28 protein-coding genes are annotated in these 26,399 nt (G+C 59.1%); 13 read left to right on the plus strand and 15 right to left on the minus strand.

The genetic code is table 11. The features are described 5' to 3' along the window. Positions 1-526: 526 nt before the first annotated feature. Positions 527-814: a GNAT family N-acetyltransferase gene (locus tag KW848_RS03505; RefSeq protein ID WP_007973562.1), complete on the plus strand. Its 288-nt coding sequence runs from the start codon at positions 527-529 to the stop codon at positions 812-814. Between the two features lie 71 nt (positions 815-885). Here KW848_RS03505 and KW848_RS03510 read toward each other — a convergent pair whose 3' ends face one another. Both KW848_RS03510 and KW848_RS03515 read right to left on the minus strand, forming a co-directional pair. Next, positions 886-1,962 (minus strand): 3-deoxy-7-phosphoheptulonate synthase, encoded by a 1,077-nt coding sequence (locus KW848_RS03510; RefSeq protein ID WP_218535750.1) that lies wholly within the window; start codon positions 1,960-1,962, stop codon positions 886-888. A 182-nt stretch (positions 1,963-2,144) separates the two neighbouring features. Further along, positions 2,145-2,588, minus strand: coding sequence for a PilZ domain-containing protein (locus KW848_RS03515; RefSeq protein ID WP_111449031.1), 444 nt, complete (start codon positions 2,586-2,588; stop codon positions 2,145-2,147). Here KW848_RS03515 and KW848_RS03520 point away from each other — a divergent pair. The 5 genes from KW848_RS03520 to cysB all read left to right on the plus strand — a co-directional run bounded on the left by KW848_RS03520 (position 2,587) and on the right by cysB (position 6,578). Beyond that, a complete protein-coding gene (locus KW848_RS03520; RefSeq protein ID WP_218535752.1) occupies positions 2,587-2,973 on the plus strand; it encodes a co-chaperone YbbN in 387 nt (128 codons plus the stop codon). The genes KW848_RS03515 and KW848_RS03520 overlap by 2 nt on opposite strands. Continuing rightward, positions 2,970-3,926 carry a putative 2-dehydropantoate 2-reductase gene (locus tag KW848_RS03525; protein ID WP_218535754.1) on the plus strand — a complete coding sequence of 319 codons (957 nt, stop codon included), beginning with the start codon at positions 2,970-2,972 and terminating at the stop codon, positions 3,924-3,926. Before KW848_RS03520 ends, KW848_RS03525 begins: the two co-directional genes overlap by 4 nt. Positions 3,927-3,951: 25 nt before the next feature. Further along, positions 3,952-4,857, plus strand: a complete 906-nt coding sequence (locus KW848_RS03530; protein ID WP_008148545.1) for a 5'-nucleotidase — start codon at positions 3,952-3,954, stop codon at positions 4,855-4,857. 94 nt (positions 4,858-4,951) lie between these two features. Beyond that, positions 4,952-5,455 carry a universal stress protein gene (locus KW848_RS03535; protein WP_008148547.1) on the plus strand — a complete coding sequence of 168 codons (504 nt, stop codon included), beginning with the start codon at positions 4,952-4,954 and terminating at the stop codon, positions 5,453-5,455. Positions 5,456-5,603: 148 nt separating this feature from the next. Next, positions 5,604-6,578, plus strand: a complete 975-nt coding sequence (cysB, locus tag KW848_RS03540; protein ID WP_008148549.1) for an HTH-type transcriptional regulator CysB — start codon at positions 5,604-5,606, stop codon at positions 6,576-6,578. Positions 6,579-6,587: 9 nt separating this feature from the next. Here cysB and KW848_RS03545 read toward each other — a convergent pair whose 3' ends face one another. Then, on the minus strand, positions 6,588-7,070 hold the full coding sequence (locus tag KW848_RS03545) for a GreA/GreB family elongation factor (protein WP_056740335.1): 483 nt from the start codon (positions 7,068-7,070) through the stop codon (positions 6,588-6,590). Between the two features lie 14 nt (positions 7,071-7,084). Beyond that, on the minus strand, positions 7,085-7,495 hold the full coding sequence (locus KW848_RS03550) for a hypothetical protein (RefSeq protein ID WP_218535756.1): 411 nt from the start codon (positions 7,493-7,495) through the stop codon (positions 7,085-7,087). Between the two features lie 124 nt (positions 7,496-7,619). Between KW848_RS03550 and earP the strand changes: the two genes are divergently transcribed. Together earP and KW848_RS03560 are read left to right on the plus strand one after the other, a co-directional pair. Further along, complete coding sequence (earP, locus tag KW848_RS03555) at positions 7,620-8,777, plus strand: elongation factor P maturation arginine rhamnosyltransferase EarP (protein WP_218535758.1); 1,158 nt, start codon at positions 7,620-7,622, stop codon at positions 8,775-8,777. A 48-nt stretch (positions 8,778-8,825) separates the two neighbouring features. Continuing rightward, positions 8,826-9,395, plus strand: coding sequence for an elongation factor P (locus tag KW848_RS03560; RefSeq protein ID WP_007899917.1), 570 nt, complete (start codon positions 8,826-8,828; stop codon positions 9,393-9,395). Positions 9,396-9,562: 167 nt separating this feature from the next. On the opposite strand, the gene KW848_RS03565 is transcribed toward KW848_RS03560, so the two are convergent. The 4 genes from KW848_RS03565 to KW848_RS03580 all read right to left on the minus strand — a co-directional run bounded on the left by KW848_RS03565 (position 9,563) and on the right by KW848_RS03580 (position 12,863). Next, positions 9,563-10,576 (minus strand): alpha/beta hydrolase, encoded by a 1,014-nt coding sequence (locus KW848_RS03565; RefSeq protein ID WP_218535760.1) that lies wholly within the window; start codon positions 10,574-10,576, stop codon positions 9,563-9,565. Positions 10,577-10,610: 34 nt separating this feature from the next. Continuing rightward, on the minus strand, positions 10,611-11,030 hold the full coding sequence (locus KW848_RS03570) for an organic hydroperoxide resistance protein (protein WP_074878341.1): 420 nt from the start codon (positions 11,028-11,030) through the stop codon (positions 10,611-10,613). Positions 11,031-11,375: 345 nt separating this feature from the next. Further along, positions 11,376-11,837 (minus strand): MarR family winged helix-turn-helix transcriptional regulator, encoded by a 462-nt coding sequence (locus KW848_RS03575; RefSeq protein ID WP_008146202.1) that lies wholly within the window; start codon positions 11,835-11,837, stop codon positions 11,376-11,378. Positions 11,838-11,906: 69 nt separating this feature from the next. Beyond that, entirely contained in the window at positions 11,907-12,863 is a 957-nt protein-coding gene (locus tag KW848_RS03580) for a LysR family transcriptional regulator (RefSeq protein WP_111449023.1), read from the minus strand. A gap of 112 nt (positions 12,864-12,975) precedes the next feature. Here KW848_RS03580 and KW848_RS03585 point away from each other — a divergent pair, with 112 nt between their 5' ends. Then, positions 12,976-13,725: a sulfite exporter TauE/SafE family protein gene (locus KW848_RS03585; protein WP_218535762.1), complete on the plus strand. Its 750-nt coding sequence runs from the start codon at positions 12,976-12,978 to the stop codon at positions 13,723-13,725. Here KW848_RS03585 and KW848_RS03590 read toward each other — a convergent pair. Further along, the gene (locus KW848_RS03590; RefSeq protein WP_111449021.1) at positions 13,715-14,569 is read right to left on the minus strand and encodes a LysR substrate-binding domain-containing protein; all 855 of its coding nucleotides are present in this window, start codon (positions 14,567-14,569) and stop codon (positions 13,715-13,717) included. The two genes, KW848_RS03585 and KW848_RS03590, sit on opposite strands and share 11 nt — an antisense overlap. Positions 14,570-14,664: 95 nt before the next feature. Here KW848_RS03590 and KW848_RS03595 point away from each other — a divergent pair, with 95 nt between their 5' ends. Both KW848_RS03595 and KW848_RS03600 read left to right on the plus strand, forming a co-directional pair. Next, on the plus strand, positions 14,665-14,880 hold the full coding sequence (locus KW848_RS03595; protein WP_218535764.1) for a DUF1127 domain-containing protein: 216 nt from the start codon (positions 14,665-14,667) through the stop codon (positions 14,878-14,880). Between the two features lie 64 nt (positions 14,881-14,944). After that, positions 14,945-16,174: a winged helix-turn-helix domain-containing protein gene (locus tag KW848_RS03600; protein ID WP_218535766.1), complete on the plus strand. Its 1,230-nt coding sequence runs from the start codon at positions 14,945-14,947 to the stop codon at positions 16,172-16,174. A gap of 98 nt (positions 16,175-16,272) precedes the next feature. On the opposite strand, the gene KW848_RS03605 is transcribed toward KW848_RS03600, so the two are convergent. Next, entirely contained in the window at positions 16,273-17,619 is a 1,347-nt protein-coding gene (locus KW848_RS03605; protein WP_056740344.1) for a class II 3-deoxy-7-phosphoheptulonate synthase, read from the minus strand. Positions 17,620-17,768: 149 nt separating this feature from the next. Between KW848_RS03605 and KW848_RS03610 the strand changes: the two genes are divergently transcribed. Further along, complete coding sequence (locus KW848_RS03610) at positions 17,769-18,524, plus strand: spermidine synthase (protein WP_076027973.1); 756 nt, start codon at positions 17,769-17,771, stop codon at positions 18,522-18,524. Positions 18,525-18,578: 54 nt separating this feature from the next. Here KW848_RS03610 and KW848_RS03615 read toward each other — a convergent pair whose 3' ends face one another. Next, positions 18,579-19,370, minus strand: coding sequence for a crotonase/enoyl-CoA hydratase family protein (locus tag KW848_RS03615; protein ID WP_218535768.1), 792 nt, complete (start codon positions 19,368-19,370; stop codon positions 18,579-18,581). A 422-nt stretch (positions 19,371-19,792) separates the two neighbouring features. Between KW848_RS03615 and KW848_RS03620 the strand changes: the two genes are divergently transcribed. Next, the gene (locus tag KW848_RS03620; protein ID WP_008146183.1) at positions 19,793-21,466 is read left to right on the plus strand and encodes a DEAD/DEAH box helicase; all 1,674 of its coding nucleotides are present in this window, start codon (positions 19,793-19,795) and stop codon (positions 21,464-21,466) included. A gap of 88 nt (positions 21,467-21,554) precedes the next feature. On the opposite strand, the gene KW848_RS03625 is transcribed toward KW848_RS03620, so the two are convergent. The 4 genes from KW848_RS03625 to KW848_RS03640 all read right to left on the minus strand — a co-directional run bounded on the left by KW848_RS03625 (position 21,555) and on the right by KW848_RS03640 (position 26,343). Continuing rightward, the gene (locus KW848_RS03625) at positions 21,555-23,708 is read right to left on the minus strand and encodes a mechanosensitive ion channel family protein (RefSeq protein ID WP_218535770.1); all 2,154 of its coding nucleotides are present in this window, start codon (positions 23,706-23,708) and stop codon (positions 21,555-21,557) included. Between the two features lie 78 nt (positions 23,709-23,786). Then, positions 23,787-23,963, minus strand: coding sequence for a hypothetical protein (locus KW848_RS03630; RefSeq protein WP_170206229.1), 177 nt, complete (start codon positions 23,961-23,963; stop codon positions 23,787-23,789). A gap of 141 nt (positions 23,964-24,104) precedes the next feature. Continuing rightward, complete coding sequence (locus KW848_RS03635; RefSeq protein ID WP_111449016.1) at positions 24,105-25,394, minus strand: M18 family aminopeptidase; 1,290 nt, start codon at positions 25,392-25,394, stop codon at positions 24,105-24,107. Between the two features lie 106 nt (positions 25,395-25,500). Further along, positions 25,501-26,343 (minus strand): hypothetical protein, encoded by an 843-nt coding sequence (locus KW848_RS03640; protein ID WP_218535772.1) that lies wholly within the window; start codon positions 26,341-26,343, stop codon positions 25,501-25,503. Positions 26,344-26,399 lie beyond the last annotated feature (56 nt).

Below are 26,399 nucleotides of genomic sequence, written 5' to 3' on the forward strand. Positions count from 1 at the left end.
AGCCAAAAAAATTGTAGGCGTTGATTCTTTTTCGAGCAACTTTTAACTGCATTGTTTAAAAAATATCCAGCTGGGAGGCCCGAGCTGAGCGAGCCGCCGAGAAAAGTTCTGCGCGCTCAAAGCTCTTTTCCGAGTCTAGGCTAAAGTCTGTCTAGATGGATTCGTCCACACTTTTGTTCGGATTTTGCGTGGCGCCTCTCATATCTTTCTCCATGTTCAGGTGACTTTAACAAAGGGCGCTCGTCTTAAGTCTCAACATCCGGCAATGTTCAGGCTGTCGACCTTCAGAGATCTTGGTCGAGCCGTCTCTGCGTAACCCGGAGCAGTACCCCTCGCCCCAGCGTGATGACGAGCGTACCTTGAGCATTTCTACCAATGGTGCCTACTATTTGATACGTGCTCGGTTGCGCGAGATGGGTGCAGTTCTTCTCGGTGTCCATTCAGGCACGGGGTGGCGTAGATGTTCCTTCGCCGGGAAAACATCGGTAAGGTAGGGGTCAGAATTCCAGACCCGCGAGGAGTAGTGATGAGCGAGGCGTTGTCCATCCACCATGACCAGGCTGGTCATCAGTTCGAGACCAATGTGGACGGTCATCGTGCCTACCTGACCTATATGGATCTGGGGAAACAGACCCTGGATATCTATCGCACCTTTGTGCCCAACGCGCTGCGTGGCCGCGGTATTGCGGCAGCCTTGACCGAGAAGGCGTTGGAGTACGCTGACGAAATGGGTTACACCGTCATTCCATCGTGTTCCTACGTGGAACGCTACATGGAGCGCCACCAGCGGCATGCAGCCAAGCTGAGCCAGTAACCTTTCAAAGAATCGAACGCATAAAAAAACGCCGGGTTAACCCGGCGTTTTTTTTGTGCGGCGAAAAGTGATCAGCTGCGATCGCGTTTCGGCAGCACGTCCTTGAGCTTGGCATGCATGCTGCGCAAGGTGTTTTCGGTGGCGCTCCAGTCGATGCAGGCATCGGTGATCGACACGCCGTATTGCAGGTCGGCGAGGTCTTTCGGGATCGCCTGGCAGCCCCAGTTCAGGTGACTTTCGACCATCAGGCCGATGATCGACTGGTTGCCTTCGAGGATCTGGTTGGCGACGTTCTCCATCACCAGCGGTTGCAGGGCCGGGTCCTTGTTGGAGTTGGCGTGGCTGCAATCGACCATGATGTTCGGCTTGATCTTGGCTTTGTTCAGCGCTTGCTCGCAGAGCGCGACGCTGACCGAATCGTAGTTCGGCTTGCCGTTGCCACCGCGCAGTACCACGTGACCGTAGGCATTGCCCTTGGTGGTGACGATCGACACGCCACCTTCCTGGTTGATACCCAGGAAGCGGTGAGGGCTGGAAACCGATTGCAGGGCGTTGATAGCGACCGTCAAGCCGCCGTCGGTGCCGTTCTTGAAGCCGACTGCCGAGGACAGGCCGGAGGCCATTTCACGGTGAGTCTGGGATTCGGTGGTGCGCGCACCGATGGCCGACCAGCTGATCAGGTCCTGCAAGTATTGCGGGGAGATCGGGTCGAGGGCTTCAGTTGCGGTCGGCAGGCCCATCTCGGCCAGGTCCAGCAACAATTGACGACCGATGTGCAGACCGTCCTGAATCTTGAAGGAGTCGTCCAGATACGGATCGTTGATCAAACCTTTCCAGCCGACGGTGGTGCGTGGCTTCTCGAAATACACGCGCATGACCAGATACAGGGTATCGGACACTTCGGCCGCAAGCGCCTTCAGGCGCTCGGCGTATTCGTGGGCAGCCTTGATGTCGTGGATCGAGCAAGGCCCGATGACAACAAACAGGCGGTGGTCGGTGCCATCAAGAATGTTGCGAATGACTTCGCGGCCCTTGGTGACGGTGCGCAGGGCAGCGTCGCTCAGAGGAATATCACGCTTGAGCTGATCGGGAGTGATCAGCGTCTCGTTGGAAGAGACGTTTAGGTCGTTGATCGGTAAATCAGCCATCGTTTACTCGTCAGGTCACGGGTGCCGGCCGCCAGCGAACCCGCGCGGCGGAGCACAGCAAATTAAGCGCGTCGGGGAGCAGAACCTTAGCGCGTTACACCGTGGCTCGACAATGGGCAGACACCGGTTTAAGGGGCATTCTCAATTAGTTTGCGCGGGGAAAGCCATTGAGGATGCTCCTGCTAATCCAGCACAACCCGCGTAAATGCCCTGCGAACCGTCTCGTGAGAGAACTCATCAGCATGTTCCTGGACCCATTCGAGGGCCAGGGCCTGAGTTTCCTGCAGATCGTCATGCGCGTCATGCTGGCGGCAGTAATGTTCGATCTGGCACACCTGCTCGCCCATCCGGGCACTGAACATCATCTGTTCGTCCACAAAGGCAATGCCTACCAGATAACCGCGTTTGCGTCGCAGGCACCAGGCTACATAGCCCAGGAAGCGCATGTCGGGGTTCAAGGTCGGCATTCGCACTTCCAGCGCCGTACCGTGGCGCCACGCCCGGTGATAATTGCAAGCCATGCCCCCGAGGCTGATAGTGTGCAGCTGTTGCCGTGAAATACACTCGGGTTTGAGCAACGTTAATTCGACGGGCACATCGTCAGGGTGAGGAATAAAACGTCCCATGAACACGGACTCCATGTGTCGGCCATCTGACATTGTTCCACCCAGTATAGTGGTCGAATTGGAACTGACTGATTTCGACGCCGACCAACGGCTGCTGGCGATGAGCGGTGTGTCGCTGGTCATTTTCACCAGCGTCGGCTGCGCCAGTTGCCGTTTTGCCCGTGAGCAATTGCCACGACTCGATCTGGATGTCGATCGGCTGTGCTGGATCGATGCCGGGAACAATGGCGGGGTGGTCGAGCGTTATCAGGTTTTTTATTTGCCGGCGCTGTTTGTGGTGCGCGACGGTGAATTCTTCGGGGCACTAAAATCGCGCCTGACCCGCACCGAGCTCAATGCAGCCGTGGCTCAGGCGCTGAGTCGAATTGCAGAGGAGTTGCCATGATGGGGGCAGTAACCAAACCGACAATCGGTATTATCGGAACCGGCGCGATCGGCGGTTTCTACGGGTTGATGCTGGCGCGTGCCGGTTTCGACGTGCATTTTCTGTTGCGCAGTGAGTTTTCAGCGGTGGCCGAGCGCGGGTTACAGCTCGACAGTGCGGTGCACGGAGCGCTGACATTGAATCCGGTTCAGGCCTATTCGAATGCCGAAGACATGCCGCCCTGTGACTGGTTGCTGGTGGGCGCGAAAACCACCAGTAACGCACAACTGGCACCGACGATCATTCAAGCCGCCGCCCCCGATGCGAAAGTGCTGCTGATGCAAAACGGCCTGGACGTTGAAGACAGTCTGCGAGCGTTGCTCCCCGACTCGCTGCACGTACTCGGTGGGCTCTGCTATATCTGCGTTCATCGCGAAGGGCCAGGCGTCATCACCCATCAGGCGCTCGGCGCGGTGAATGTTGGTTATCACAGTGGCCCTGCAGCCGATCAGCAGGCGCGCATGGTGATTGTAGAGGAGGGCGCCGGGTTGTTCCGCGCCGCCGGCATCGACTCCCAGGCCATGGCGAACCTGCATCAGGCGCGCTGGCAAAAACTGGTCTGGAATATCCCTTACAACGGTCTGTCGGTTCTGCTCGGGGCCAGCACCACGCCATTGATGGCCGATGCCGACAGTCGGGAACTGATCAAGGCGCTGATGGCTGAAGTGGTTCAGGGAGCAATCGCCTGCGGTCACGACGTACCGGCCGGTTATGCCGATCATCTGTTCATGGTGACCGAGAAAATGCCGGACTATTGGCCGAGCATGTACCACGATTTTCTGCACAAACGACCGCTTGAGCTGGAGGCGATTTACGCCCGGCCACTGGCGGCAGCCAAGGCCGCAGGGTGCGAGTTGCCGCGAATCGAAGCCTTGTATCGCAGTTTGAGTTTTATCGATCGACGTAATACCTGAGTCGATCAACCTGAGGGGGAAGGGCATGGCAAAGACTATCGACGACAAACTGGTGCTGGCGATTTCTTCGCGTGCGCTGTTCGACCTGAGCGAAAGCCACAAGGTCTATCTGTCGAGCGGCGTCGAAGCCTATCGGCAATATCAGATCGAACACGAAGACGAAATCCTCGAGCCCGGCGATGCATTTCCGTTGGTACAAAAACTCCTCAACCTGAACACCAGCCTTGGCCGCGCCCGGGTCGAGGTGATCCTGGTGTCGCGCAACAGTGCCGACACCGGCCTGCGTGTTTTCAATTCGATCCACCACTATGGCCTGGCGATTTCCCGCGCGGCGTTTGTCGGTGGGCGCAGTCCTTACCCGTACCTGAAGGCGTTTGGCTGCGACCTTTTTCTCTCGACGCATGCCGAAGATGTGCGCAGCGCACTGGATGCCGGGTTCGCCGCCGCGACCATTCTGTCGGGTGGTGCCAGCCGTGCGGCCAGTGATGAGTTGCGCATTGCCTTCGATGGTGACGCGGTGCTGTTTTCCGACGAATCGGAGCGCGTCTATCAGTCCGGCGGTCTGGAAGCGTTTCAGGCCAGCGAGCGTGAAGCTGCCCGCGAACCCCTGCGCGGTGGGCCTTTCAAAGGCTTCCTCGCCGCCCTCAATCTGTTGCAGCGCGAGTTCCCGGAAGACGCCTGTCCGATCCGCACCGCGCTGGTAACCGCGCGATCGGCGCCAGCCCATGAACGAGTGATCCGTACCTTGCGCGAATGGGACATTCGACTGGACGAGTCGCTGTTTCTCGGCGGCCTGACCAAGTCGGCGTTTCTCGAAGCCTTTGCCGCCGACGTGTTTTTCGACGATCAGGCCGGTCATTGCGAGTTGGCTCGCGAGGTGGTCGCCACCGGTCACGTGCCCCATGGCATAAGCAACGAGCAAAAGGTTTAAGCCCACGGTTCAACGCGTTACGCGAAACGTCGTACTCGCCAAGGCACTGCTAAGCTGAATCAATCTCCGCCATGTCGGCACTCGAGGAGGTCATATGATTCATTCGATGCTGTATGCCACTGACCTCGGCCTGTATGCACCTTTGGTGATGCAGCATGCCTTGGCGCTGGCGCGCACATTCAATGCCGATCTCTACGTGGTGCACGCCGTTGAACCGATGGGGCTGTTTGCCGAGTCGGTGCTTCAGAGTTACCTCGATGAGCAGTCGTTGAACGAGTTTCACAGTCAGGGCCTGAATACGGTGATTGCCAATATCGAGCAGCGGGTGCTCGACAGCTTTCGTGAAGAATTGGGGGATGAAGGGGAGCAGGACCTGGAGCGGATCAAAGCAGTACGGGTGCTTCAGGGCGATCCGTCACAGGTGATTCTCGACCAGGCGCAGAAACTCTCCGTGGATTTGTTGATCGTAGGTAGTCATAGCCATGGTGCTGGCGCCGAAACGCCTTTGGGCCGGACCGCAGCGCGGGTGCTGCAACTGTCTCGGGTGCCGGTCTATCTGGTGCCGCTGGTGGAACGTCGTCGCCAAGGGGATCGTTAGTGTTCCTGCCTCGCATTCATGAGGCAGGACACCAGAACACGAATAGTGGCAGTTTGACAAAAAAGTTCTAGATTTATTCTTCAAACCATTAATATAGTTATATACCGTCGCTGATGCCCGTGGCGTCTACCTGCTTTGAGGGATTCATATGAAGCTTCAACAACTGCGCTACATCTGGGAAGTGGCGCACCACGACCTCAACGTTTCCGCTACAGCCCAAAGCCTTTACACGTCGCAACCGGGCATCAGTAAGCAGATCCGTCTGCTGGAAGACGAATTGGGGGTTGAGGTTTTCGCCCGCAGCGGCAAGCATCTGACCCGCGTCACCCCGGCCGGCGAGCGCATTATCACCACCGCCGGCGAGATCCTGCGCAAGGTTGAAAGCATCAAGCAGATTGCCCAGGAATTCTCCAACGAGAAGAAAGGCACCCTGTCGATCGCCACCACGCACACCCAGGCGCGTTATGCGTTGCCACCGGTGATCAGCAATTTCATCAAGCAATACCCGGACGTTGCCCTGCACATGCACCAGGGTTCGCCGATGCAGATCGCTGAAATGGCCGCTGACGGCACCGTGGATTTCGCCATCGCCACCGAAGCGCTGGAGCTGTTCGGTGATCTGGTGATGATGCCGTGCTATCGCTGGAACCGCTGCGTGGTCGTGCCTCAGGGCCACCCGCTGACCAAACTGTCGAAGCTGACCCTGGAAGCCCTGGCTGAATACCCGATCGTGACGTACGTGTTCGGTTTTACCGGCCGTTCGAAGCTCGACGAAGCGTTCAGCCATCGCGGCCTGACGCCGAAAGTGGTGTTCACCGCCGCCGACGCCGACGTGATCAAGACGTACGTTCGTCTGGGCCTGGGCGTGGGGATCGTGGCGAAAATGGCGGTCGATGCCAAACTCGATAGCGACTTGGTCATGCTTGATGCCAGCGACTTGTTCGAATCCAGCATTACTAAAATCGGTTTCCGTCGCGGCACGTTCCTGCGTGGTTTCATGTGCGACTTCATCGAGAAGTTCGCCCCGCACCTGACCCGCGAAGTCATGGCCAAGGCCATCCAGTGCCACAACAAGCAGGAACTGGAAGAGCTGTTCGACGGCGTCGAACTGCCGGTTCATTAATCTCCTGCGTCAGACCACCTCGGTAACAGAAAACTGTTGCCGAGCACCCGCCACCAGAATCTCCACCTCGTCCCCTTCGAACTTGCCCAGCAGGCTTTTACCCAGCGGTGAGCGGGGGGTGATGACGGTAATCCATTGCCCCACCAGATCGACCTTCAAACCCGCCGCGTCGGGGGCCAGAAACAACCATTGCTCACGACCCTTTTCATCTTCCAGGCCGAGCAGGGCGCCGACTTCGATACCACGCTGATCGTCGTAAGGTCGCAGCGTCAGGTTCTGGCAAAGCGTCAGTGACTGCCGGATTTCTTCCACCCGTTTGGCCTGTCCGGCTGCCAGATAAGACGCCTCCAGACCCAACGTGTCGTACTTGTTCTCGGCGATGTTTTCTTCGTGGGTCGCGGTTTCATAAGCGGTTTGTGCGGCACGCTCGGCGATGTCGAGGTCGATCCGTAGCTTGTCGAGAATCAGTTGGTGGACGGTCGGCTTGTGCATAGAGAGCTTCTTGATCAATCGCAGAATTGCTGGACGTTGGCGCGGCTTTTTTCGCTCGGTGCAGTCTGGTCCTGTTGCAACCAGAACTGGCATTTGGGGTTCGATAGATTGCGGTTGCTGCTGCGCGCCTGATCAAGCCTTTGCTGCTGCTCGTTCTTGCGCAGGTTCTCTTCATACTGTTCGAACAACGGGCTCTGCGGCGCAATGGCCGGCGCCGGTTGCACCACCACCGGTGGCTTGGCCAGTTGCTGCACTGCCTCGGCCACGGGCGCCAGCTGTTCGCTGAACAACAGTCGAGAGGCGAGCCAGCACGTCAACGCGATCGCGATAAACCCCAGCCACATACCCAGGGCAATGCTGCCGGTCAGTTGCAAGGCGCTGAGCTGGATCGGCAACGGGCGGCGCGGGTTGGGACGGTAGGGCATGGCTGCCTCCTGGCGGGTGGTCGCGGGCAAGTGGCGATTGTCGCATGAAGATTAATCGCCGTCGGCTCTTCTGCACGGGGTAATTTATGAGGACAATCGGCGCCTTTGCCAACGGGAGCCTGGAATGCCTGAAATGCCTCAAGTAAAAAACTGCTGGCGCTGGGATATTTTCTGCGCGGTGGTCGACAACTTTGGTGACATCGGCGTGACCTGGCGTCTGGCCCGACAACTGGTGGCCGAACATTCGGTGGCGGTGCGTTTGTGGGTCGATGATCTGCGGGCCTTCGAGCGCTTGTGTCCGCAAATCGATATCAACGCCTCACAGCAATGGCAGCAGGGCGTTGAGGTGCGGCAGTGGACGTCCGACTGGCAGCCCACTGAAGCCGCTGATGTGGTGATTGCCGCGTTCGCCTGCCAATTGCCGAGTACTTACATGGACGCCATGGCCGAGCGGGAAAAGCCGCCGCTGTGGATGAATCTCGACTATCTGAGTGCCGAGGACTGGGTCGTCGGCTGCCACGGCTTGCCGTCGGTGAAATACAAGAGCGTACAAAAATTCTTCTTCTTTCCGGGGTTTCAAAAGGGCACCGGGGGCTTGCTGCGTGAAAGCGGATTGCTTGAGCGTCGTAAGCAGTTTCAGCAAAATCCCGAGGCTCAGCGAGAATTCCTGCAAGGCTTAGGGATTGATCGTGCGCAAGGTGCGCAGTTGATCTCGCTGTTTGCCTACGAAAATAACGGGCTGGCCAGCTGGCTCGAGGCAATGGCTGCCGACTCGACGCCCACGCATCTGCTTGTGCCGGAAGGCAGGATTCTTGGGGATGTCGAACGTTGGCTCGGTGTGGACGGTCTGGTGGCCGGCGCGGTGCATGTGCGCGGCGAATTGACCGTGCAAGTGCTGCCGTTCGTCCGACAGGATCAATACGATCACCTGCTCTGGTGCTGCGATTTCAATGCCGTGCGCGGTGAAGACTCCTTTGTCCGCGCTCAATGGGCGGGCCGGCCGCTGCTCTGGCACATCTATCAGCAGGACGAAGATATCCATCTGGACAAGCTCGACGCCTTCCTCGCGCTGTACACCAAAGGCTTGTCCGAGCCTGCCCGCGAGGCGATAAGTGGTCTTTGGCGGGCGTGGAATGCGGGTGACAATATGACCGGGCACTGGCAATTGACCCGAAAACACTGGCCAGAACTGCAAAAACACGCCGAAGCGTGGTGTCTGGAACAGGCTTTGCAGGCAGATCTTGCCGCAGCGCTGGTACAGTTTTACCTAAATTGGATATGATACGCGGCCTAGATTTTTGTAAACCCCATCCAAATTCGGATACTCGCAATGAAAACTGGTAAAGAACTGAAACCCGGGATGGTTATCCGTCTCGAAAACGATCCTTGGCTGGTTCAGAAAGCTGAATTCACCAAGTCGGGTCGTAACAGCGCGATCATGAAGACCAAGCTGAAAAACCTGCTGACCGGTTACAAGACCGAGATCGTTTACAGCGCCGACGACAAACTGGACGACGTAATCCTCGACCGTAAAGAAGCGACCCTGTCCTTCATCAGCGGCGACTCCTACACGTTCATGGACACCACCGACTACACCATGTACGAGCTGAACGCTGAAGACATCGAAGCCGTTCTGCCTTTCGTTGAAGAAGGCATGACCGATGTTTGCGAAGCGATCTTCTTCGAAGAGCGTCTGGTTTCCGTAGAACTGCCGACCACTATCGTGCGTCAGGTTGACTACACCGAAGGTTCCGCTCGCGGCGACACTTCCGGCAAGGTGATGAAGCCTGCCAAACTGAAGAACGGTACCGAGCTGTCGGTTGCTGACTTCATCGAAATCGGCGACATGATCGAGATCGATACCCGCGAAGGCGGTTCCTACAAAGGCCGTGCTAAATAAGCACTGCTTCAGGAATGAAAAGCCCGACCATTGAGTCGGGCTTTTTTGTGCCTGAAGGAAATGCAGGGGCCAATACACAACCCAATCCCTGTAGGAGCACGGCTTGCCGGCGATAGCAGCCTCAAGTACGCCATCGCCGGCAAGCCGTGCTCCTACAGGGGGCGATGTTATTTCAGGTGTTGCTTCAGTTCTTCGGACGCTTGAAGCATCGCCGAACGCACCGCTGGCACCTGGCTCACCACGTTAAGCAAACCGTAGTCGTGGATCATGCCGTTGTAGCGCACGGCGGTGACCGGCACCCCAGCCTCGTCGAGTTTGCGGGCGTAGGCTTCACCTTCATCGCGCAACACGTCGGCGCCGGCCGTTTGCACCAGTGCAGGTGGCAGACCCTTGAGTTGCGCGGTGGTCGCTCGCAGCGGCGAGGCGTAGATCTCGTTACGCTGTTTGGCGTCGGTGGTGTAGTTGTCCCAGAACCACTTCATCATGTTTTTGGTGAGGAAGTGCCCCTCGGCAAACTGGTTGTAAGACGCCGTCTCGAAGCTGGCGTCAGTCACCGGCCACAGCAGCACCTGGAACCTGATCGTCGGCGTGCCTTTATCTTTGGCCATCAGCGCAACCACTGCCGCCATGTTGCCGCCGACGCTGTTGCCGGCCACGGCCAGACTCTTGCCATCGACGTTGATCTCTTTACCGTGCTCGGCCACCCATTGGGTTGCGGCGTAAGCCTGGTTGATCGCCACCGGGTAATGCGCTTCCGGCGAAGGCGTGTAGTTGACGAAGACAGCTGCCGCCCCCGAACCCACTACCAAATCCCGAACCAGGCGCTCATGGGTCGGGAAATCCCCCAGCACCCAGCCGCCGCCGTGGAAGAACATGAACACGGGCAACTCACCTTTGACCCCGGCCGGCCGGACGATGGTCAGGCTGAGCGGTTGGCCGTCGACTTGAATGGTCTTCTCGCTGACATCGGCTTTTGGCAGCGTCAGTTTCACCCCGGCCTGCGCACCGACCAGCACGGCGCGGGCTTCTTTAGGGGTGAGTTGTTCTATCGGTTTGCCGTTGCCGGCATTCAGGACGTCGAGGAACGCTTGGGTGTTGTGTTCAACCCCGTCGCCCGCGAACGCGCTGTGGATGGACAAGGCGAGAAGGGTACCGGTCAAGACTTTACTGAAAGTGCGCATGTTCGTTTCCTGGTTCGGGCCTGGGAATCAGCGGTTAGACGGTAACGTGCAGGCGCACATCGACGTTGCCACGGGTGGCGTTGGAGTACGGGCAGACCTGGTGTGCGGCGTCGACCAGGCTTTGTGCATCGGCTTGTTCAAGACCCGGCAAGCTGACGTGCAGGTCGATGTCCAGGCCGAAACCGCCAGGGATCTGGCCGATGCCGACATGGGCGGTGATCGAAGCGTCGTCCGGGATTTTGCGTTTGGTCTGGCTGGCCACGAATTTCAGCGCGCCGATGAAGCATGCAGAGTAACCGGCTGCGAACAGTTGCTCAGGGTTGGTCGCTGCACCGCCAGCACCACCGAGTTCTTTGGGTGTGGCGAGTTTGACGTCGAGGATGTTGTCGCTGGAAACCGCACGACCGTCACGGCCGCCAGTGGAGGTTGCGATAGCGGTGTAGAGAGTTTGCATGGTGTGAGCCTCATTCGGAGTTGGGTGTTTTGCGCTAAATGTTTGCGCGCTAAGTAACTGCGAGGCGAATGTACCGCGCAAATATTTAGCGCGCAATATAAATTTTTGAAAAGGTTTTTGGTTGAGGAGTGGGTGCTGATTGGATGTGTTGAGTTAGAGCGGTCGCGGCAGGGTTTTCAGCGAGGATTTTTTTTCGGGGAAATGAGGCAGAAGGCACACCACAAATCCCCCTGTGGGAGCGGGCTTGCTCGCGAATGCGGTGTGTTAGTCAAGATCAATGTTGTCTGACATACCGCATTCGCGAGCAAGCCCGCTCCCACAGGGGGATTTTTGGTGGTTTGGAGATTAGAGGCTGTTCTGCAGATTGCTGCGCAGCGCTTGCAGCTCCGCTTGCAGTTTCTGCAGTCTCTCCAGGGTCATCCCGCTGGCGCCGAGGATGCACCGGGGAATACCGCGGGCCTGCTCCCGCAAAGCGCGACCCTGTTCCGTGAGTTCGACAATCACCACTCGCTCGTCTTCACGACTGCGGGTGCGGCTGAGTAAACCTTCGACTTCCAGGCGTTTGAGCAAGGGCGTCAGTGAGCCAGGATCGGTCAGCAGGCGCGTGCTGATTTCGCCTACGGTCAAACCGTCCTGTTCCCACAACACCATCATCGCCAGGTATTGCGGATAGGTCAGGCCCAGTGCTTGCAACAGCGGCTTGTAGACCTTGGTCATCAGCAGCGAGGTGGAATGCAGGGCGAAGCAGGCCTGATTATCCAGCAGCAGGTCGTCGCAGTTATCCGGGGTGTTGCGCTCGGTGGTCATTTCGAAGCCTTGATCAGTGATCGTCATAAATCTAGCGGGCGAATCTTTAATGCACCAGACAATTTTAGCCTAGTGCCGGTCGAGGGTACTTTGCAGCGCCAGATCCCACGGCGGGATCGGGCTGAAGCGGGTCTTCAGGTATTCCAGCAATAAGCGGCTGCGGGGATTGGGTTGTTGCTCAAGGCGCAAGGCATAAATGCCGGTCGTTTCCGGTGGTGGCAGGCCGTGTTCGCAGAACAGCGGAAGCAGTTCACCGCGTAACAGGTATTCGCTGGTCAACCAGGTTGGCAAGTGCGCGATACCCAGCCCGGCCAATGCGCCGCAAACCAAAGCCTCGGCATTGTTGGCACTCATGCGGATGCGCGCAGGGCGGTGCAAGTGCAACTGCCCGTCCCGCTCGAAACGCCAGGCGAACGGCGGAGCCAGGCCATCCCAGTCGAGGCCATCATGCTCAATCAGCTGCGCCGGATCGGTCGGCACACCACGCCGTTGCAAATACCCGGGGCTGGCACAGGCGATGCGCACCATGCTCGCCAGCGGCGTGGCCACCAGCCGGGTATCGGCCATTTGCCCGGCGCGCAGCACCAGATCGACCTTGCCCAGATTCAAACCCTGCATGTCGACAAAACTGTCGATCAGGTGCAACTGCACATCGAGGCCGGGGTAGAGCATTAGAAAGTCGGCAATCACCGGCGCCAGATGTCGCCGTCCGAAGGCTGCCGGTGCATCGATCCGAATCAAGCCTTCCGGTGCGCTGCTCAACGATACCGCCTCAGCCCGAGCCAGCCGCAGTTCGGCCACGATCCGCCGCGCGCGCTCGGCAAACGCTAAACCCGCCGGGGTAGCGCGCACGGCGTGGGTGCTGCGAATGAACAACTGGCTGCCGACGGCGTTTTCCAGGCTGTCGATGCGCCGAGCCACCGCCGAAGGGGTCAGCGGGTGGCGGCGGGACGCGGCGGAAAAACTGCCGGTTTCCAGCACGTCGAGGAACAGACCCAGTTGTTCGGTCAATTGATTGGGGTTCATGGTGTCGTCTGCGCTTGTGCGAAGTTGGCATAGCCATTGTGCGTTGCTGTGCGTTTCCCCGCCAGCGCCGACTGCGTAGGATGAATAGCCTGACGTGAAGGGAAAATCGCCTGTGATTGAGTTTTTGATGTACCTGGTGTTTGGCGCCGCCCTGGGAACCCTCGGTGGGTTATTCGGCATTGGCGGTGGTTTGATCGCGATTCCGTTGCTGGGCGTGTTGTTCGGCCTCGATCAGCAGATTGCCCAGGGCACGGCGCTGGTCATGGTGGTGCCTAACGTGATGCTGGCGCTGTGGCGTTACCACCAGCGTAATCGCATTGAATGGCGCCACGCGCTGCCATTGGCCTCGATGGGGTTCTGTTTTGCCTGGATCGGTTCGATCTGGGCAGTGGGCATCGATGCACAAACCATGCGTGTCGGATTTGTCGCGTTCCTGATTGCGCTGTCGGCCTACAACCTGGTGCGAATGTTCTGCGCCAACGCACCAGTGTCTGCGCAGATGAATTACTCATGGCCATGGCTGGGCGTGCTCGGCGCCGCCTCCGGCACCATGGGCGGGTTGTTTGGCGTGGGCGGGGCAGTGGTCGCAACGCCAGTGCTGACCAGTCTGTTCGGCACCAGTCAGGTGGTTGCGCAGGGGTTGTCGCTGGCGCTGGCATTGCCGAGTACTGGCGTCACGCTTGTGACTTACGCGGTGCACCATCAGGTGGACTGGATGATCGGCTTGCCCTTGGCGGTTGGCGGTCTGATGAGCATCAGTTGGGGCGTGAGGATCGCCCACGCACTGCCAGAGCGACTGCTGCGCGGGTTGTTCTGTGGGTTCCTGGTGTTCTGCGCGGCAATGCTCGCCCTTAAAGTTTGAAGCCTTCGACAATGTGTTCGGCCAGGCACTCAGTGATCGGCGACGGGTTGTGCAGGTTGCGCACCAGCATGATGCTGGCCTCGGGCAGGATCGGCAGGTCTTCGGCTTCACCGAGAATGCGCATGTCGGGCGTGATCAGGCTTTCGAGTTGCGCGGTGACCGCCAGTCCGGCGCTGACCACCGCCATGATCGCCGACAGGCTGTCGCTGTTGTACGCCACGCGGTAATCGCGACCCATGGCGTCCAACGCATTGCAGGCCCATAAGCGGCAGAAACAATCACTGTTGAACATCGCCAGTGGCAGCGGCGTTTGCTCGTGGGCGCTGAAACATTGCGCCTCGGCCCAGACAAAATGCTCTTTGCGCAGTAACTGGCCGATTTCATTGCCCGGCTCACGGGTGACGATGGTCAAGTCCAGGTCCTGGCGCAGCAGCAATTGTTTTGATGATTCGCAGTGCACCTCGATCTGGATCAGCGGATACGTCTGGGCAAATCGCCGCAGAATCCCCGGTAAAAAACGCATCACGTAATCGTCTGGCGTTCCGATGCGCACCATGCCGACCATGTGCGGCTCGCGCAAGGTGTTGAACACCTCGCTGTGCAGCTTGAGGATGCGCCGGGCATAGCCGAGCAACACCTGGCCCTCCGCCGTCAGCCGCACCTGCCGCCCATCGCGCTGGAACAATTGACGCTGCAACACATCCTCTTCCAGCCGCTTCATCTGCATGCTAACGGCGGACTGAGTGCGATTGACCAATTCGCCGGCGCGGGTAAAACCGCCCTGGTCGGCGATGGCGACAAAGGTGCGCAGCACTTCGGTGTCGATACTTGGGAAGGCGGACATTCATCAATCTCCGAGATGTATTACATAAGAAACATTCGTTGGATTGATCTTAGCCCTGGCGCGACACTTGAGCCATCCAAACGGAGGGCAACAAGATGAAAGGTCAACATGAGTATCCAGCAGTAGAAAAGCACTCGATCCACCTGATATCCGATCTGCTGCACAAATTCAGTCGCTGGTACGAACTTCACCGGGAGCGCGAGTTGTTGGCGAGTCTGAGCGATGAGGCACTGAAGGACATCGGCATGAGTCGTGCGGATGTGGAGTTCGAGTCGGTCAAACCGTTTTGGAATGACCCGATGCACAAATGAGTAATGCACAACTACACAAACCGTCTTCCGGTGAGGTAGGTTGCGAGCAGACAAGGAGATGTTCATGCGCGCAACACTGTCCTTTTCCATCAAACAGGCTCGGCGTCTGGCGCTGGCCGCCCAAGGGTTCAACGGGCGCCAGCCGCCAGTGGCGATCAAACCGGTTCAGCTCAATCGTCTGATCGAGCGGCTGGGCATTCTGCAGATCGATTCGGTCAATGCATTGGTGCGTTCGCACTACCTTCCCTTGTTTTCCCGCCTCGGCAATTACTCATCCGACTTGCTCGACCAGGCTGCCTGGAGTTCGGGCCGGCGGCGCACACTCTTCGAATATTGGGGGCATGAAGCCTCGTTGCTCCCTTTGTCGATGTACCCGTTGATGCGCTGGCGCATGCTGCGCGCGACCCGTGGCGAAGATATCTATCAGCAACTGGCGCGTTTCGGGCGTGAGCAGCAGGACACGATTCGCCGGGTGCTGGCCTCGGTTCAGGAACTGGGCGCGCTGGGTGCCGGCAGCCTGTCGACCCGTCAGGAACGGGCAGGGCCCTGGTGGGACTGGAGCGCGGAAAAACATGCGCTGGAATGGTTGTTCGCCGCCGGTGAAGTGACCGTGGCCGGGCGGCGCGGGTTCGAGCGGCTTTATGATCTGCCGGAGCGGGTGATTCCTTCGGCGATTCTTGCGCAGCCGCTGCTGAGTGAGGCCGAGGCCCAGCGCGGCCTGTTGCTGCATGCCGCGACAGCGTTGGGCGTCGGAACAGAAAAAGACCTGCGCGATTACTTTCGCCTGAGTCCCGGTGATGCCCGTCCGCGTTTGGCGGAACTGGTGGAGGCGGGAGAATTGCTGGCGTGTGAAGTCCAGGGCTGGCGGCAACCGGCCTATTGTCTGCCTGAGCCGACAGTGCCGCGCAAGGTCGAGGCCAGCGCCTTGCTTTCACCCTTCGACTCACTGATCTGGGAGCGCAGTCGCACCGAGCGTCTGTTCGATTTTCGCTATCGGTTGGAGATCTATACGCCGCAGGACAAGCGGGTCTACGGCTACTATGTTTTGCCGTTTTTGCACAATGAACGGATTGCCGCGCGGGTGGATCTGCGCGCCGAGCGGGCGCAGGGCAGGCTGGCGGTGCACGCTGTGCATGAGGAAGAGCCTGGGCTGGATGACGAGGGGATGCTGGCGTTGGCGGTCAATCTGCGGCGAATGGCGGATTGGCTGGGGCTTGAGCGGGTTCAGTTGAATTGCCCGCGGGCGAGTGCGGTGCGGTTGCGGGTGGCATTGGCACAGATTGATAGTGACTGAGCTGGCCCCTTCGCGAGCAAGCCCGCTCCCACATTGGTTCTGTGTTGTTCACAAATCCAGTGTGGGAGCGGGCTTGCTCGCGAAGGGGGCGCTGCGATTTAGCGGCGGACTTGCTTCAGGGTTTCAGCAATAAGAAACGCCAATTCCAGCGACTGATCGGCATTCATCCGCGGGTCGCAATGGGTGTGATACCGATCTGATAACCCGTCTTCGGTAATCGGCCGCGCGCCACCAATACACTCGGTGACATTCTGCCCGGTCATCTCAATGTGGATGCCGCCGGCATACGTGCCTTCCGCTTCGTGAACCTGGAAGAACTGCTTCACCTCACCAAGAATCTGCGCAAAGTCGCGGGTCTTGTAGCCGCTGCTGGCCTTGATGGTGTTGCCGTGCATCGGATCGGAACTCCACAGCACCTGCTTGCCTTCGCGCTGCACGGCGCGGATCAGTTGCGGCAGATGGTCGCCGACCTTGTTCGCACCCATCCGCGCAATCAGGTTCAGACGGCCCGGGTCGTTGTCCGGGTTGAGCACATCGATCAGGCGAATCAGGTCTTCGGGGTTCATGCTCGGGCCGACTTTGACCCCGATTGGATTGTTCACGCCCCGCAGGAACTCGACGTGGGCGCCGTCGAGCTGACGGGTGCGGTCGCCGATCCACAGCATGTGCGCCGAGCAATCGTAGTAATCGTTGGTCAGGCTGTCGCGACGCACGAAGGCTTCTTCATAGTTCAGCAACAGCGCTTCGTGGGCGGTGAAAAAACTGGTTTCACGCAGTTGCGGCGAGCTGTCCATGCCGCAGGCGCGCATGAACGCCAGGGTTTCATCGATGCGATCGGCCAGATGGCTGTACTTCTCGGCCAGTGCCGAGTTGGCGATGAAGTCCAGGTTCCACTTGTGCACCTGATGCAGGTCGGCAAAACCGCCTTGGGCGAAGGCGCGCAACAGGTTCAGGGTCGCGGTGGACTGGTGGTAGGACTGGAGCAAGCGCTCCGGGTCCGGCACTCGGCTTTTTTCGTCGAAGCCGATGCCGTTGACGATGTCGCCACGGTAGGCCGGCAGGGTGACGCCGTCGATGGTTTCATCGTTGGCCGAACGCGGCTTGGCGAACTGCCCGGCCATGCGTCCGACCTTGACCACCGGGCAACCGGCGGCGAAGGTCATGACGATCGCCATTTGCAGCAGGACTTTAAAGGTGTCGCGGATTTTCGCGGCGGAGAACTCGGCAAAGCTTTCGGCACAATCGCCGCCCTGCAGCAGGAACGCGCGGCCCTGGGTCACTTCGGCAAACTGACGGCGCAACTCCCGGGCTTCACCGGCAAACACCAGCGGCGGATAACTGGCCAGCGTTTGCTCGACGTGCAGCAAATGCGCCGCGTCGGGGTATTGGGGTTGTTGCTGGATCGGCAGGGCGCGCCAGCTGTCAGGGCTCCAGGGTTGGCTCATCACGGTCTCTAGTGTTTTACGCTCGGACGGTCATGTTATCAGCAATTAGTGCGTGACCTGTTCCCGTCGCTTCGCGGACAATCGCGCTTTTGCCGCTTCAACCCTGCGGTTTATTACGTTGCCGGGCCCGGTAACGATCAGGAGACGAAATGACTGAGGAGCGCGTCGAGCATCTGCTCGCCGAGGTACAGGATGAGTTCGGCGTGATTCGCGTGCTGGAAGTGGCCGATTACCGTTTTCTCGAGTTCGGTGATGCCATCGAACAGAGCTGCGTGTTCACGGCTGACCCGAGCTGGCTCGAATACGATTACACCCGGGCGATGCTGATTGGCGCGTTGTGCCACGAGCAGCCGGAAACCGCGCTGTTCCTCGGCCTCGGTGCCGGCACACTGACCCAGGCCTGCCTCAAGTTCTTGCCGCTGGAAGACGTCGAAGCCATCGAGCTGCGCCCTGACGTGCCGCGCCTGGCCATTGAATATCTTGGGCTGGATGACGATCCGCGGCTGTATATCCGGGTGGGCGATGCGCTGGAGCTGCTCGATACCGCTGAGCCGGCGGATCTGATTTTTGTCGACCTCTATACCGATGTCGGGCCGGGTGTCGGGCATCTGGCGTGGAATTTCCTGGAAAACTGTCAGAAACGCCTGAACCCGGGTGGTTGGCTGGTGATCAATCAGTGGGCCACCGATGATGGCAAACCGTTGGGCGCCGCATTGTTTCGCGGGCTCTATCACCGGCATTACTGGGAACTGCCGGTGAAGGAGGGCAATGTGATTCTGCTCGTGCCTTCGGAGCTGGATCAGGAACTGGACATGGACGGCTTGATCGCCCGCGCCGAAGGGCTGGCGCCGCGGTTGGGGTATTCGTTGCAGTCGTTGATCAAGGCAATCCGCCCGGCGACGTGAAGGCTCGCGAGGTACTGTGGTGAGGGGATAAATCCCCTCACCACAGGTGGGCAGTCAGCAGCCCTTGAAGACTCCGGGTCGCTTCTCGATCATCGACCGCACGCCTTCCTTGGCATCCTCACTGGTCAACAGCTTTTTCACCATCGGTGGCAATGCCTGAGCCGCCGCTGTTTCCCCTTCATAACGCGCCTGCCTTGCTGACATCAACGTCGCCTGAACCCCAAGCGGCGCCTGCCGGGCAATCCGTTCAGCCAACGCCATCGCCCGTGGCAGCAGGTCCTCGCTGGCCATGACTTCCTGCACCAACCCCAGGTGCAACGCCTCATGGGCATCGAACTCATCGCCGGTCAGCAGCCAGCGCATGGCATTGCCCCAGCCAGCGACCTGATGCAGGCGCAAGGTGGCACCGCCGAACGGGAAGAGCCCGCGTTGCACTTCTTTCTGGGCGAAGCGGGTATTGCTGGCGCACAGGTTGATATCGGCGGCCAGCATCAATTCGATTCCGATGGTCAGGCAGTAGCCTTGCGCGGCGACAATCACCGGTTTGCTCACTCTGGGGCCGGCGAACACCCCCCATGGATCGCAGCCGCCGGGCGGTGCCTGCCAGCCGTCAGCCAGGGCCGCGCTGGCGCTGACCAGGTCGAGCCCTGCGGTGAAATGCTCACCATGGCCGAACACCACCGCCACCCGCGCTTCACTGTCGGCCTCGAACTCGCCATAGGCCAGGCTCAGTTCATTGAGCAGGTCGAGATCGAAGGCGTTGCGTTTGGCCACTCGATCCAGGCCGATCATCAGGACATGACCGTGCCGTTCACGGCTCACACGACTGGAGCAGGGCTGATTCATGGTGCATTTCCTCGGGCGGGGAAGGAGGTGTCGGACGGCAGGTCTGCGTCACAAGGGTGAACCGTTTTAGCGCGATCGTCAGCAGGGCTGGGCCTTTGAAAAATAGACTGTTGCCCGATTGTCTGCAAAGCGTGTGACAGAACGCTGTACACGGCAGTTTTCCGACAAATAAAGCTCCCTTTTTGAGCGAATTCCGGTATAGTGCGCGCCGGCCTTTAACCGGGCCGCGTTTAGGTAGCGCAATTCCCCGAAGTCAGCTTCGGCTGCACGTCCGCACAGCGGACTCTCCCTTGACGAATCTTTTTCATTCATTCGTTTTCGCAAATCCCCGCCGACAAAGCAGCCAGGGCGACTCTTGAGTCTTACACGGCATGCGCAGCTTTGGAGCATGGGTCTTTGCGGATGCACTTAGAGGCAGACCCATGACCCAGGAAACCGGCGGCTTCGCCGCTTTTAATCTTAATCCGAATATTCTTGCAGCCGTCATTGCGACTGGCTACGAAGAACCTTCGGCTATTCAGCAGCAATCGATCCCGATCATCATGGCCGGTCACGACATGATTGGTCAGGCGCAAACCGGTACGGGTAAAACCGCCGCGTTCGCCCTGCCGATCCTGCATCGCATCGATCCTGCTAAGCGCGAGCCGCAAGCCCTGATCCTGGCGCCAACCCGTGAGTTGGCGCTGCAAGTAGCAACCGCTTTCGAAACCTACGCCAAGCAAATGCCGGGCGTTACCGTTGTGGCCGTTTACGGCGGCGCCCCTATGGGTCCACAACTGAAAGCAATCCGTAATGGCGCACAGATCGTTGTCGCCACTCCGGGCCGTCTGTGCGACCACCTGCGTCGCGACGAAAAAGTTCTGTCGACCGTGAACCACCTGGTTCTCGACGAAGCGGACGAAATGCTCAAACTGGGTTTCATGGACGACCTCGAAGTTATCTTCAAGGCCTTGCCTCCAACCCGTCAGACCGTATTGTTCTCGGCTACCTTGCCGCAGTCGATCCGTGCCATTGCCGAGCGCCATCTGCGCGATCCGCAACACGTGAAGATCCAGACCAAGACTCAGACCGTTACCGCGATCGAACAGGCTCACCTGTTGGTTCACGCTGACCAGAAGACCTCGGCTGTATTGAGCCTGCTGGAAGTTGAAGACTTCGATGCCCTGATCATGTTCGTGCGCACCAAGCAAGCGACCCTGGACCTGGCCAGTGCCCTGGAAGCCAAAGGCTACAAAGCCGCTGCGCTGAACGGTGACATTGCTCAGAACCAACGTGAGCGCGTGATCGAATCCCTCAAGGATGGCCGTCTGGACATCGTTGTGGCGACCGACGTTGCTGCTCGTGGTCTGGACGTTCCGCGCATCACTCACGTGTTCAACGTTGACATGCCGTACGATCCAGAGTCCTACGTTCACCGTATCGGCCGTACCGGCCGTGCCGGTCGCGAAGGTCGTGCACTGCTGCTGGTGACTCCACGTGAGCGCCGCATGCTGCAAGTGATCGAGCGTGTAACCGGTCAGAAAGTTGCCGAAGTTCGCCTGCCGGACGCTCAGGCTGTTCTCGATGCCCGCATCAAGAAACTGACCAACAGCCTGTCGCCGCTGGTGGCTGATGCCGAATCGACTCACGGTGATCTGCTGGATCGCCTGACTGCCGACATCGGTTGCACCCCGCGTGCACTGGCCGCTGCTCTGCTGCGCAAGGCAACCAACGCTCAGGCGTTGACCCTGGCAGCCATCGAGAAAGAACGTCCACTGGTGCCGAACAACGCACCGCGTGGCGATCGTCCAGAGCGTACCGGTGATCGTCCGGACCGTGGTGATCGTGAGCGTCGTGCTCCGGTTCCATTGGCCGAAGGTCGTGCTCGTTGCCGTACCGCGCTGGGTGCGCGTGATGGTATCGCTGCCAAGAACCTGCTGGGCGCTATCCTCAATGAGGGTGGTCTGGCTCGCGAAGCAATCGGTCGCATCCAGGTGCGTGACAGCTTCAGCCTCGTTGAGCTGCCGGAAGATGGTCTGGAGCGTCTGCTGACCAAACTGAAGGACACTCGCGTTGCTGGTAAGCAGTTGAAGCTGCGTCGCTATCGCGAAGATTGATCCGCTCTCGGGCTGATTGATCGAACATAAAAAATCCCCGACTGGTTCGGGGATTTTTTTTGCCTGCCGTTTGTAGTTGTGGCGAGGGTTACTCCGTCACTGATCCTCCGCCTGCCGTGATCACCTGCACGCTCATGCGTGGCGTCGCCAGGTCGAGTCCGGCTTCGTCCAGATGTCGCTTGAGTGACAGGTTGAACGCTCGGGACACTTCCCATTGCTTGATCGGCGCGGTCTTGAACCGGGCGCGGAGTATCGCGTTGCCTGACTCGAAACTCTCGACACCCTGAATCTCCAGTGGTGACCAGATGTTGCGCCGTTGCAGTGGGTCGGTGCGCATCTTCTGGCCGACGTCGCGCATCAGTTTGATCGCGTTATCGATGTCCATGTTGGAAGGTATCGCCACCCGGAAAATCGCGTAGCCGAATTCCCGGGAGTAGTTCTTGATGCTTTTGATTTCGCTGAACGGAATGGTGTGGACGATGCCGTCAATGTCCCGCAGGCGCACGGTACGAATGGTCAGCCCTTCGACGGTGCCCAGGTGGCCGCCGACGTCCACGTAGTCGTCGATGGCCAGCGAGTCTTCGATGATGATGAACAACCCGGTGATCAGGTCCGCCACCAGTGACTGTGCACCGAAACCGATGGCCAGACCGATCACACCGGCACCGGCCAGCAATGGCGTGACGTTCATGCCCATGTTCGCCAGGGCGACGATCAGCGCAATGATGAAAATCGCCACGAATAAGACGTTGCGAATCAGCGGCATCATCGTCTGCGCGCGAGCATTCGCCAGACCTTTGCGCGAACGGGTGAGGGCGTGGTGCACGGCGGTGTCGCTGAGAATCCAGATCAGCCAGGCAAAAATCAGCGTGCCGCCGAGGCTGAACAGTTTGACGCTGACTTCGTGGCCTTCGCCTTCAGTGAAGCGGATCAGCGACATGCCCCAGACCCGCAGGCCGAGTTCGATGAACGCCAGCCATACCACCAGGTGGGCGAGTGTGTAAAAGAAGCTTTTCAGACGATCCGAATACAGTGCATGACGCTTCACGCTGCGCTGTGGTTTGAGTGAATGGCGGCGCACCAAGCCGTTGATGACCATGCACAACACCAGCAGCACGGTGCAGATCAGCGACTGACGAAGTGCGGTGCTGGTATCGCCGGCCGAGACGAACGTGGCGAACAGCGAAATCCCCACCAGCACCAGCGCCGGCATGTACCAAAAGGTCCCGAGAATTTCGATCGTGTCGCTGAGGGCGCGGCGGGTCAGGCGTCGGGACAGCGGTTGGTTGCGGATCAAGTGGGCGATGGGGCGACGGAACCGCAGGATGAACAGCCCCGTGGACAACGCCGCCAGTACGTTGGCGACCGTCGCGGCAGTGTGCGCCAGATGACCGCCAAGGCTTTCGACCAGTCGCGGATCGTTTAGTGCTTCACCGAAGGCGGCAAAACTGCCAATCAGCCACAGCGGCCGAAAGGCTTGATGCCGCAGGATGTATAGGGCGCGGTGGCGGTGTGGGCCGTCGAGCACCGAAAAGGCGATCACGCAGATTGCCGAAAAACAGGTGCCAACCACCAGCGCATAAGCCAGCACCATGGCCAGACTTTTGCCCAATGATGAAGGCAGGGCGTAGCTCATGTAGACCGTCATGACCAAAGCAATCAGCCACGGCCCGAGTTTGCGCAGGGCGAAGCGCAACATGTCCAGGGCCTTGGGGTGCTGCGGCAGTTCTTCGGTCAGGCCAAAGCGCATGCGTACTCGGTGGCTGACCCAGATCAGCGCCGCGGCCAGCAAGCTCCAGACCATCAGGATCATGGCAAAGGCAAAGATGATCGGCAGCCATTCATTGGCCGGCAGCGCCAGTGCTGTCAGTTCATCCTGAGCCAGTTTGAGCTCTTCGGACCAGCGAGTGAGAGGGCTGTCTGCGCCTGAAAACTGTTTTTCGAAACTGGCCAGGGTGCCGCCGATCAGTCCCAGGACGCCTACTTCGGTGACTGGCTGGGCCTTTTTGGTGGCGTCGCGCAGCTTCTTCAAATCCGCCAGCAGTTTGGTGCGTTGCTGATCGTTCTCCAGCGACTTGATCACTTCGTCCAGGGATTGCCCCAAGGGCTCTTGCGCCTCCGGCTGTTTTGCCGAGCTGTTGAGCAGGCTGGGCAAGCCGACCGCCTGGGCGGGTGCCGTCGGCAGCAGCGTCATGAGGCAGACAAGGAATAAACACGGCAGGGCAAAAAGACGAGCGAACACTAGGCGGTCAACCTCGGGATGAGCGGATCGACCGAGTGTACGAGCCCGTCAAAATCAATGCGAGCCAGGGGCGAGGATTTATTCGTTGAGTTTGGCGAGGATCTTGAAAACCACGGTGGCGAGGATCATCAGCATGCCGATCCACATCGCGAAAACGCCGGCGTTCTTGTCGCGAAAATTGAAACCGATTGCCAGCATGATCATCCCGGCAAGAATCGGAATCAGCATGGCGTGAAACGAAGACAACGAGATCATGAGCGACTGCCTTGTCGAAAGGGGGTAGTTAAAGTCTAGGTGGCTTTTGAGCGATCGGTGGTGAACACCTGTAGGAGCATGGCATGCCAGCGATGGCTTCCTTAAGATCGCCATCGCTGGCAAGCCATGCTCCTGCACGAGCTACGGCAGTTCGCGGCAGGCGTAAAACGCGCTCAGCACTTTGACCAGGTGTGCCAGGTCATGGCTGCCGCACAGTTCACGGATCGAGTGCATGGCGAAGGTTGGCAGGCCGATGTCGACGGTGCGCACGCCCAGGTGGCTGGCGGTGATCGGGCCGATGGTCGAGCCGCAACCCATGTCGCTGCGCACCACGAAGCTCTGTACCGGCACTTCTTCGGCCATGCACAGGTGACGGAAGAACCCGGCGGTTTCGCTGTTGGTGGCGTAGCGCTGGTTGCTGTTGACCTTGATCACCGGGCCGGCGTTGAGTTTCGGACCGTGGTTGGCATCGTGCTTGTCGGCGTAGTTGGGGTGCACGCCGTGGGCATTGTCGGCCGAGACCAACAGGGATTTCTGAATGGTGCGCACGAACTCATCGCCTTCAGGCAGCAGGCGACGCAGCGTCTGCTCCAGCATCGGACCATCGGCGCCGCAGGCCGAGCAGGAACCGACTTCTTCGTGATCGTTGCAGACCAGCACGCAGGTTTCTTCGGTTTCGGTGGTCAGCAAGGCTTGCAGGCCGGCGTAGCACGACAGCAGGTTGTCCAGGCGCGCCCCTGCAATGAAATCGCCATGCAGGCCGATGACCGCAGCGCTTTGGGTGTCGTAGAAGCTCAGCTCATAGTCCAGCACCACGTCGGCGTTCAAGCCATGTTCGCGGGCGAGTTGATCGGTGAGCACGGCGCGGAAGTCCACGCGCTCATCACCGGCAAATTGCGCGAGGATCGGCGGCAGTTCGGTCTGGGCGTTGATCGCCCAGCCCATGTTGGCTTCACGGTTCAGGTGTATGGCCAGGTTCGGGATGATGGCGATCGGCGCCTTGAAGTCGACCAACTGGCTCTCGACCTTGCCGTCACGGCGGAAGGTCACGCGGCCGGCCAGGGACAGGTCGCGGTCGAACCATGGCGCCAGCAGTGCGCCGCCATAGACTTCGACGCCCAGTTGCCAGAAACCCTGACGTTGCAGTTCCGGCTGGGGTTTGACCCGCAGGCACGGGCTGTCGGTGTGTGCGCCAACCAGGCGAATGCCGCCGTGAAGGGGCGAATGACGGCCCATCTTGAACGCGACGATCGACGAGTCGTTACGGGTGACGTAGTAACGACCGTTGGCTTCGGTGGCCCATGGCTCGCGCTCGTCAAGGCGTTGATAGCCCGCCGCTTCCAGGCGCTGAACAAGGCTGGCGGTGGCATGGAATGGGGTAGGGGAGGCCTTGAGGAAATCAATCAGGCCTTGGTTCAACTCTTCGCGCATAAGTAGCTCCAGACAGCAATGGCGCGAGTTTAACGTATTGGCTCACGGCATTGCAGCGACAATGCCGTTCAACGTGCGCCAGCTGCCGATTGGCGAAGAGGGCGAGTCAGCCGGTGATCAGGTTGCCATTGAGGAACACTTCGCGGCGTTGCTTGCGGCCCACATATTCATGTTTGCTCGCGAGGTATACCCCGTTGAATTTTTCCTTCGATATCCCCGGGATCTGTCGAATGTACTCATCCACCAGTCGGTCATAGGCGGCTTCGGTGATGAGCTTGTAAATGTCCCGGCGATAGAAGAAGCCCAGTTGAAAACCCAGGGTTTCGCTTAGATGGTTTGTCTGGCCGGCAAAGCAGTTTTCAAAGTCGATGGCTTTGAGCGGAGTTTGTGGTGTTTGCGGGATCATGATGTTGCCAGCCCAGAAATCCATGTGCGTGATGTTTTTGCGCGACAAGGAACTCAGCAATTCGAAGGCGTCGAGAACGAATGTTTCGACGCTGTCCGGGTTGCGTTTAAGCCATTGCACGCCGTCGATATGATCGTCGAGCAGGCGCGTGATAATGAAGTATTCCTGGGTCAGGCCCAGTCGGTCCTTGGTGTAACCGAACCCTTGCAGAGGCGGCATTTGTACGCCACGGCGCTGCGCTTCGAGCGTATTGATCAATTCTTCCAGCGGCCAGTCGAATCGACCATTGCGCTGCGGCTTGCCAAAGGTCACGCGTACTTTTGCCTTCAGGGTATCCAGCGGCTGGACCTTGGCGAACAGTGGCGTATTGCCGGAGGCAAGCGGCGCACTTGCACGGGTGAGTTTGTGGGCGCGTCGTTTATGTATGAGCTGTTCAAGCGCCTGTTGTACTTCGGGCGAAGGTTGCTCGCTAAGGTGTAGCGTGGTGTTGAACAGGCAGAAGGTGAACGGGTAGTCGTCTTGAAATGTCTTGTTGCTGAGCACGAGGGCTTCCTGCCTGATATCAAAGTGCTGGCATTTTACGTTTCATTACAAATTCA

This window comes from Pseudomonas sp. PDM25 (assembly GCF_019219045.1).
GTDB lineage: Bacteria > Pseudomonadota > Gammaproteobacteria > Pseudomonadales > Pseudomonadaceae > Aquipseudomonas.

Bases quoted from the DNA above. Each gene is read 5' to 3' on its own strand.
- KW848_RS03505 (WP_007973562.1), top strand. From the start codon at position 527: ATGAGCGAGGCGTTGTCCATCCACCATGACCAGGCTGGTCATCAGTTC.
- KW848_RS03510 (WP_218535750.1), bottom strand. From the start codon at position 1,962: ATGGCTGATTTACCGATCAACGACCTAAACGTCTCTTCCAACGAGACG.
- KW848_RS03520 (WP_218535752.1), top strand. From the start codon at position 2,587: ATGAACACGGACTCCATGTGTCGGCCATCTGACATTGTTCCACCCAGT.
- KW848_RS03515 (WP_111449031.1), bottom strand. From the start codon at position 2,588: ATGGGACGTTTTATTCCTCACCCTGACGATGTGCCCGTCGAATTAACG.
- KW848_RS03525 (WP_218535754.1), top strand. From the start codon at position 2,970: ATGATGGGGGCAGTAACCAAACCGACAATCGGTATTATCGGAACCGGC.
- KW848_RS03530 (WP_008148545.1), top strand. From the start codon at position 3,952: ATGGCAAAGACTATCGACGACAAACTGGTGCTGGCGATTTCTTCGCGT.
- KW848_RS03535 (WP_008148547.1), top strand. From the start codon at position 4,952: ATGATTCATTCGATGCTGTATGCCACTGACCTCGGCCTGTATGCACCT.
- cysB (WP_008148549.1), top strand. From the start codon at position 5,604: ATGAAGCTTCAACAACTGCGCTACATCTGGGAAGTGGCGCACCACGAC.
- KW848_RS03545 (WP_056740335.1), bottom strand. From the start codon at position 7,070: ATGCACAAGCCGACCGTCCACCAACTGATTCTCGACAAGCTACGGATC.
- KW848_RS03550 (WP_218535756.1), bottom strand. From the start codon at position 7,495: ATGCCCTACCGTCCCAACCCGCGCCGCCCGTTGCCGATCCAGCTCAGC.
- earP (WP_218535758.1), top strand. From the start codon at position 7,620: ATGCCTGAAATGCCTCAAGTAAAAAACTGCTGGCGCTGGGATATTTTC.
- KW848_RS03560 (WP_007899917.1), top strand. From the start codon at position 8,826: ATGAAAACTGGTAAAGAACTGAAACCCGGGATGGTTATCCGTCTCGAA.
- KW848_RS03565 (WP_218535760.1), bottom strand. From the start codon at position 10,576: ATGCGCACTTTCAGTAAAGTCTTGACCGGTACCCTTCTCGCCTTGTCC.
- KW848_RS03570 (WP_074878341.1), bottom strand. From the start codon at position 11,030: ATGCAAACTCTCTACACCGCTATCGCAACCTCCACTGGCGGCCGTGAC.
- KW848_RS03575 (WP_008146202.1), bottom strand. From the start codon at position 11,837: ATGACCACCGAGCGCAACACCCCGGATAACTGCGACGACCTGCTGCTG.
- KW848_RS03580 (WP_111449023.1), bottom strand. From the start codon at position 12,863: ATGAACCCCAATCAATTGACCGAACAACTGGGTCTGTTCCTCGACGTG.
- KW848_RS03590 (WP_111449021.1), bottom strand. From the start codon at position 14,569: ATGTCCGCCTTCCCAAGTATCGACACCGAAGTGCTGCGCACCTTTGTC.
- KW848_RS03595 (WP_218535764.1), top strand. From the start codon at position 14,665: ATGAAAGGTCAACATGAGTATCCAGCAGTAGAAAAGCACTCGATCCAC.
- KW848_RS03600 (WP_218535766.1), top strand. From the start codon at position 14,945: ATGCGCGCAACACTGTCCTTTTCCATCAAACAGGCTCGGCGTCTGGCG.
- KW848_RS03605 (WP_056740344.1), bottom strand. From the start codon at position 17,619: ATGAGCCAACCCTGGAGCCCTGACAGCTGGCGCGCCCTGCCGATCCAG.
- KW848_RS03610 (WP_076027973.1), top strand. From the start codon at position 17,769: ATGACTGAGGAGCGCGTCGAGCATCTGCTCGCCGAGGTACAGGATGAG.
- KW848_RS03615 (WP_218535768.1), bottom strand. From the start codon at position 19,370: ATGAATCAGCCCTGCTCCAGTCGTGTGAGCCGTGAACGGCACGGTCAT.
- KW848_RS03620 (WP_008146183.1), top strand. From the start codon at position 19,793: ATGACCCAGGAAACCGGCGGCTTCGCCGCTTTTAATCTTAATCCGAAT.
- KW848_RS03630 (WP_170206229.1), bottom strand. From the start codon at position 23,963: ATGATCTCGTTGTCTTCGTTTCACGCCATGCTGATTCCGATTCTTGCC.
- KW848_RS03635 (WP_111449016.1), bottom strand. From the start codon at position 25,394: ATGCGCGAAGAGTTGAACCAAGGCCTGATTGATTTCCTCAAGGCCTCC.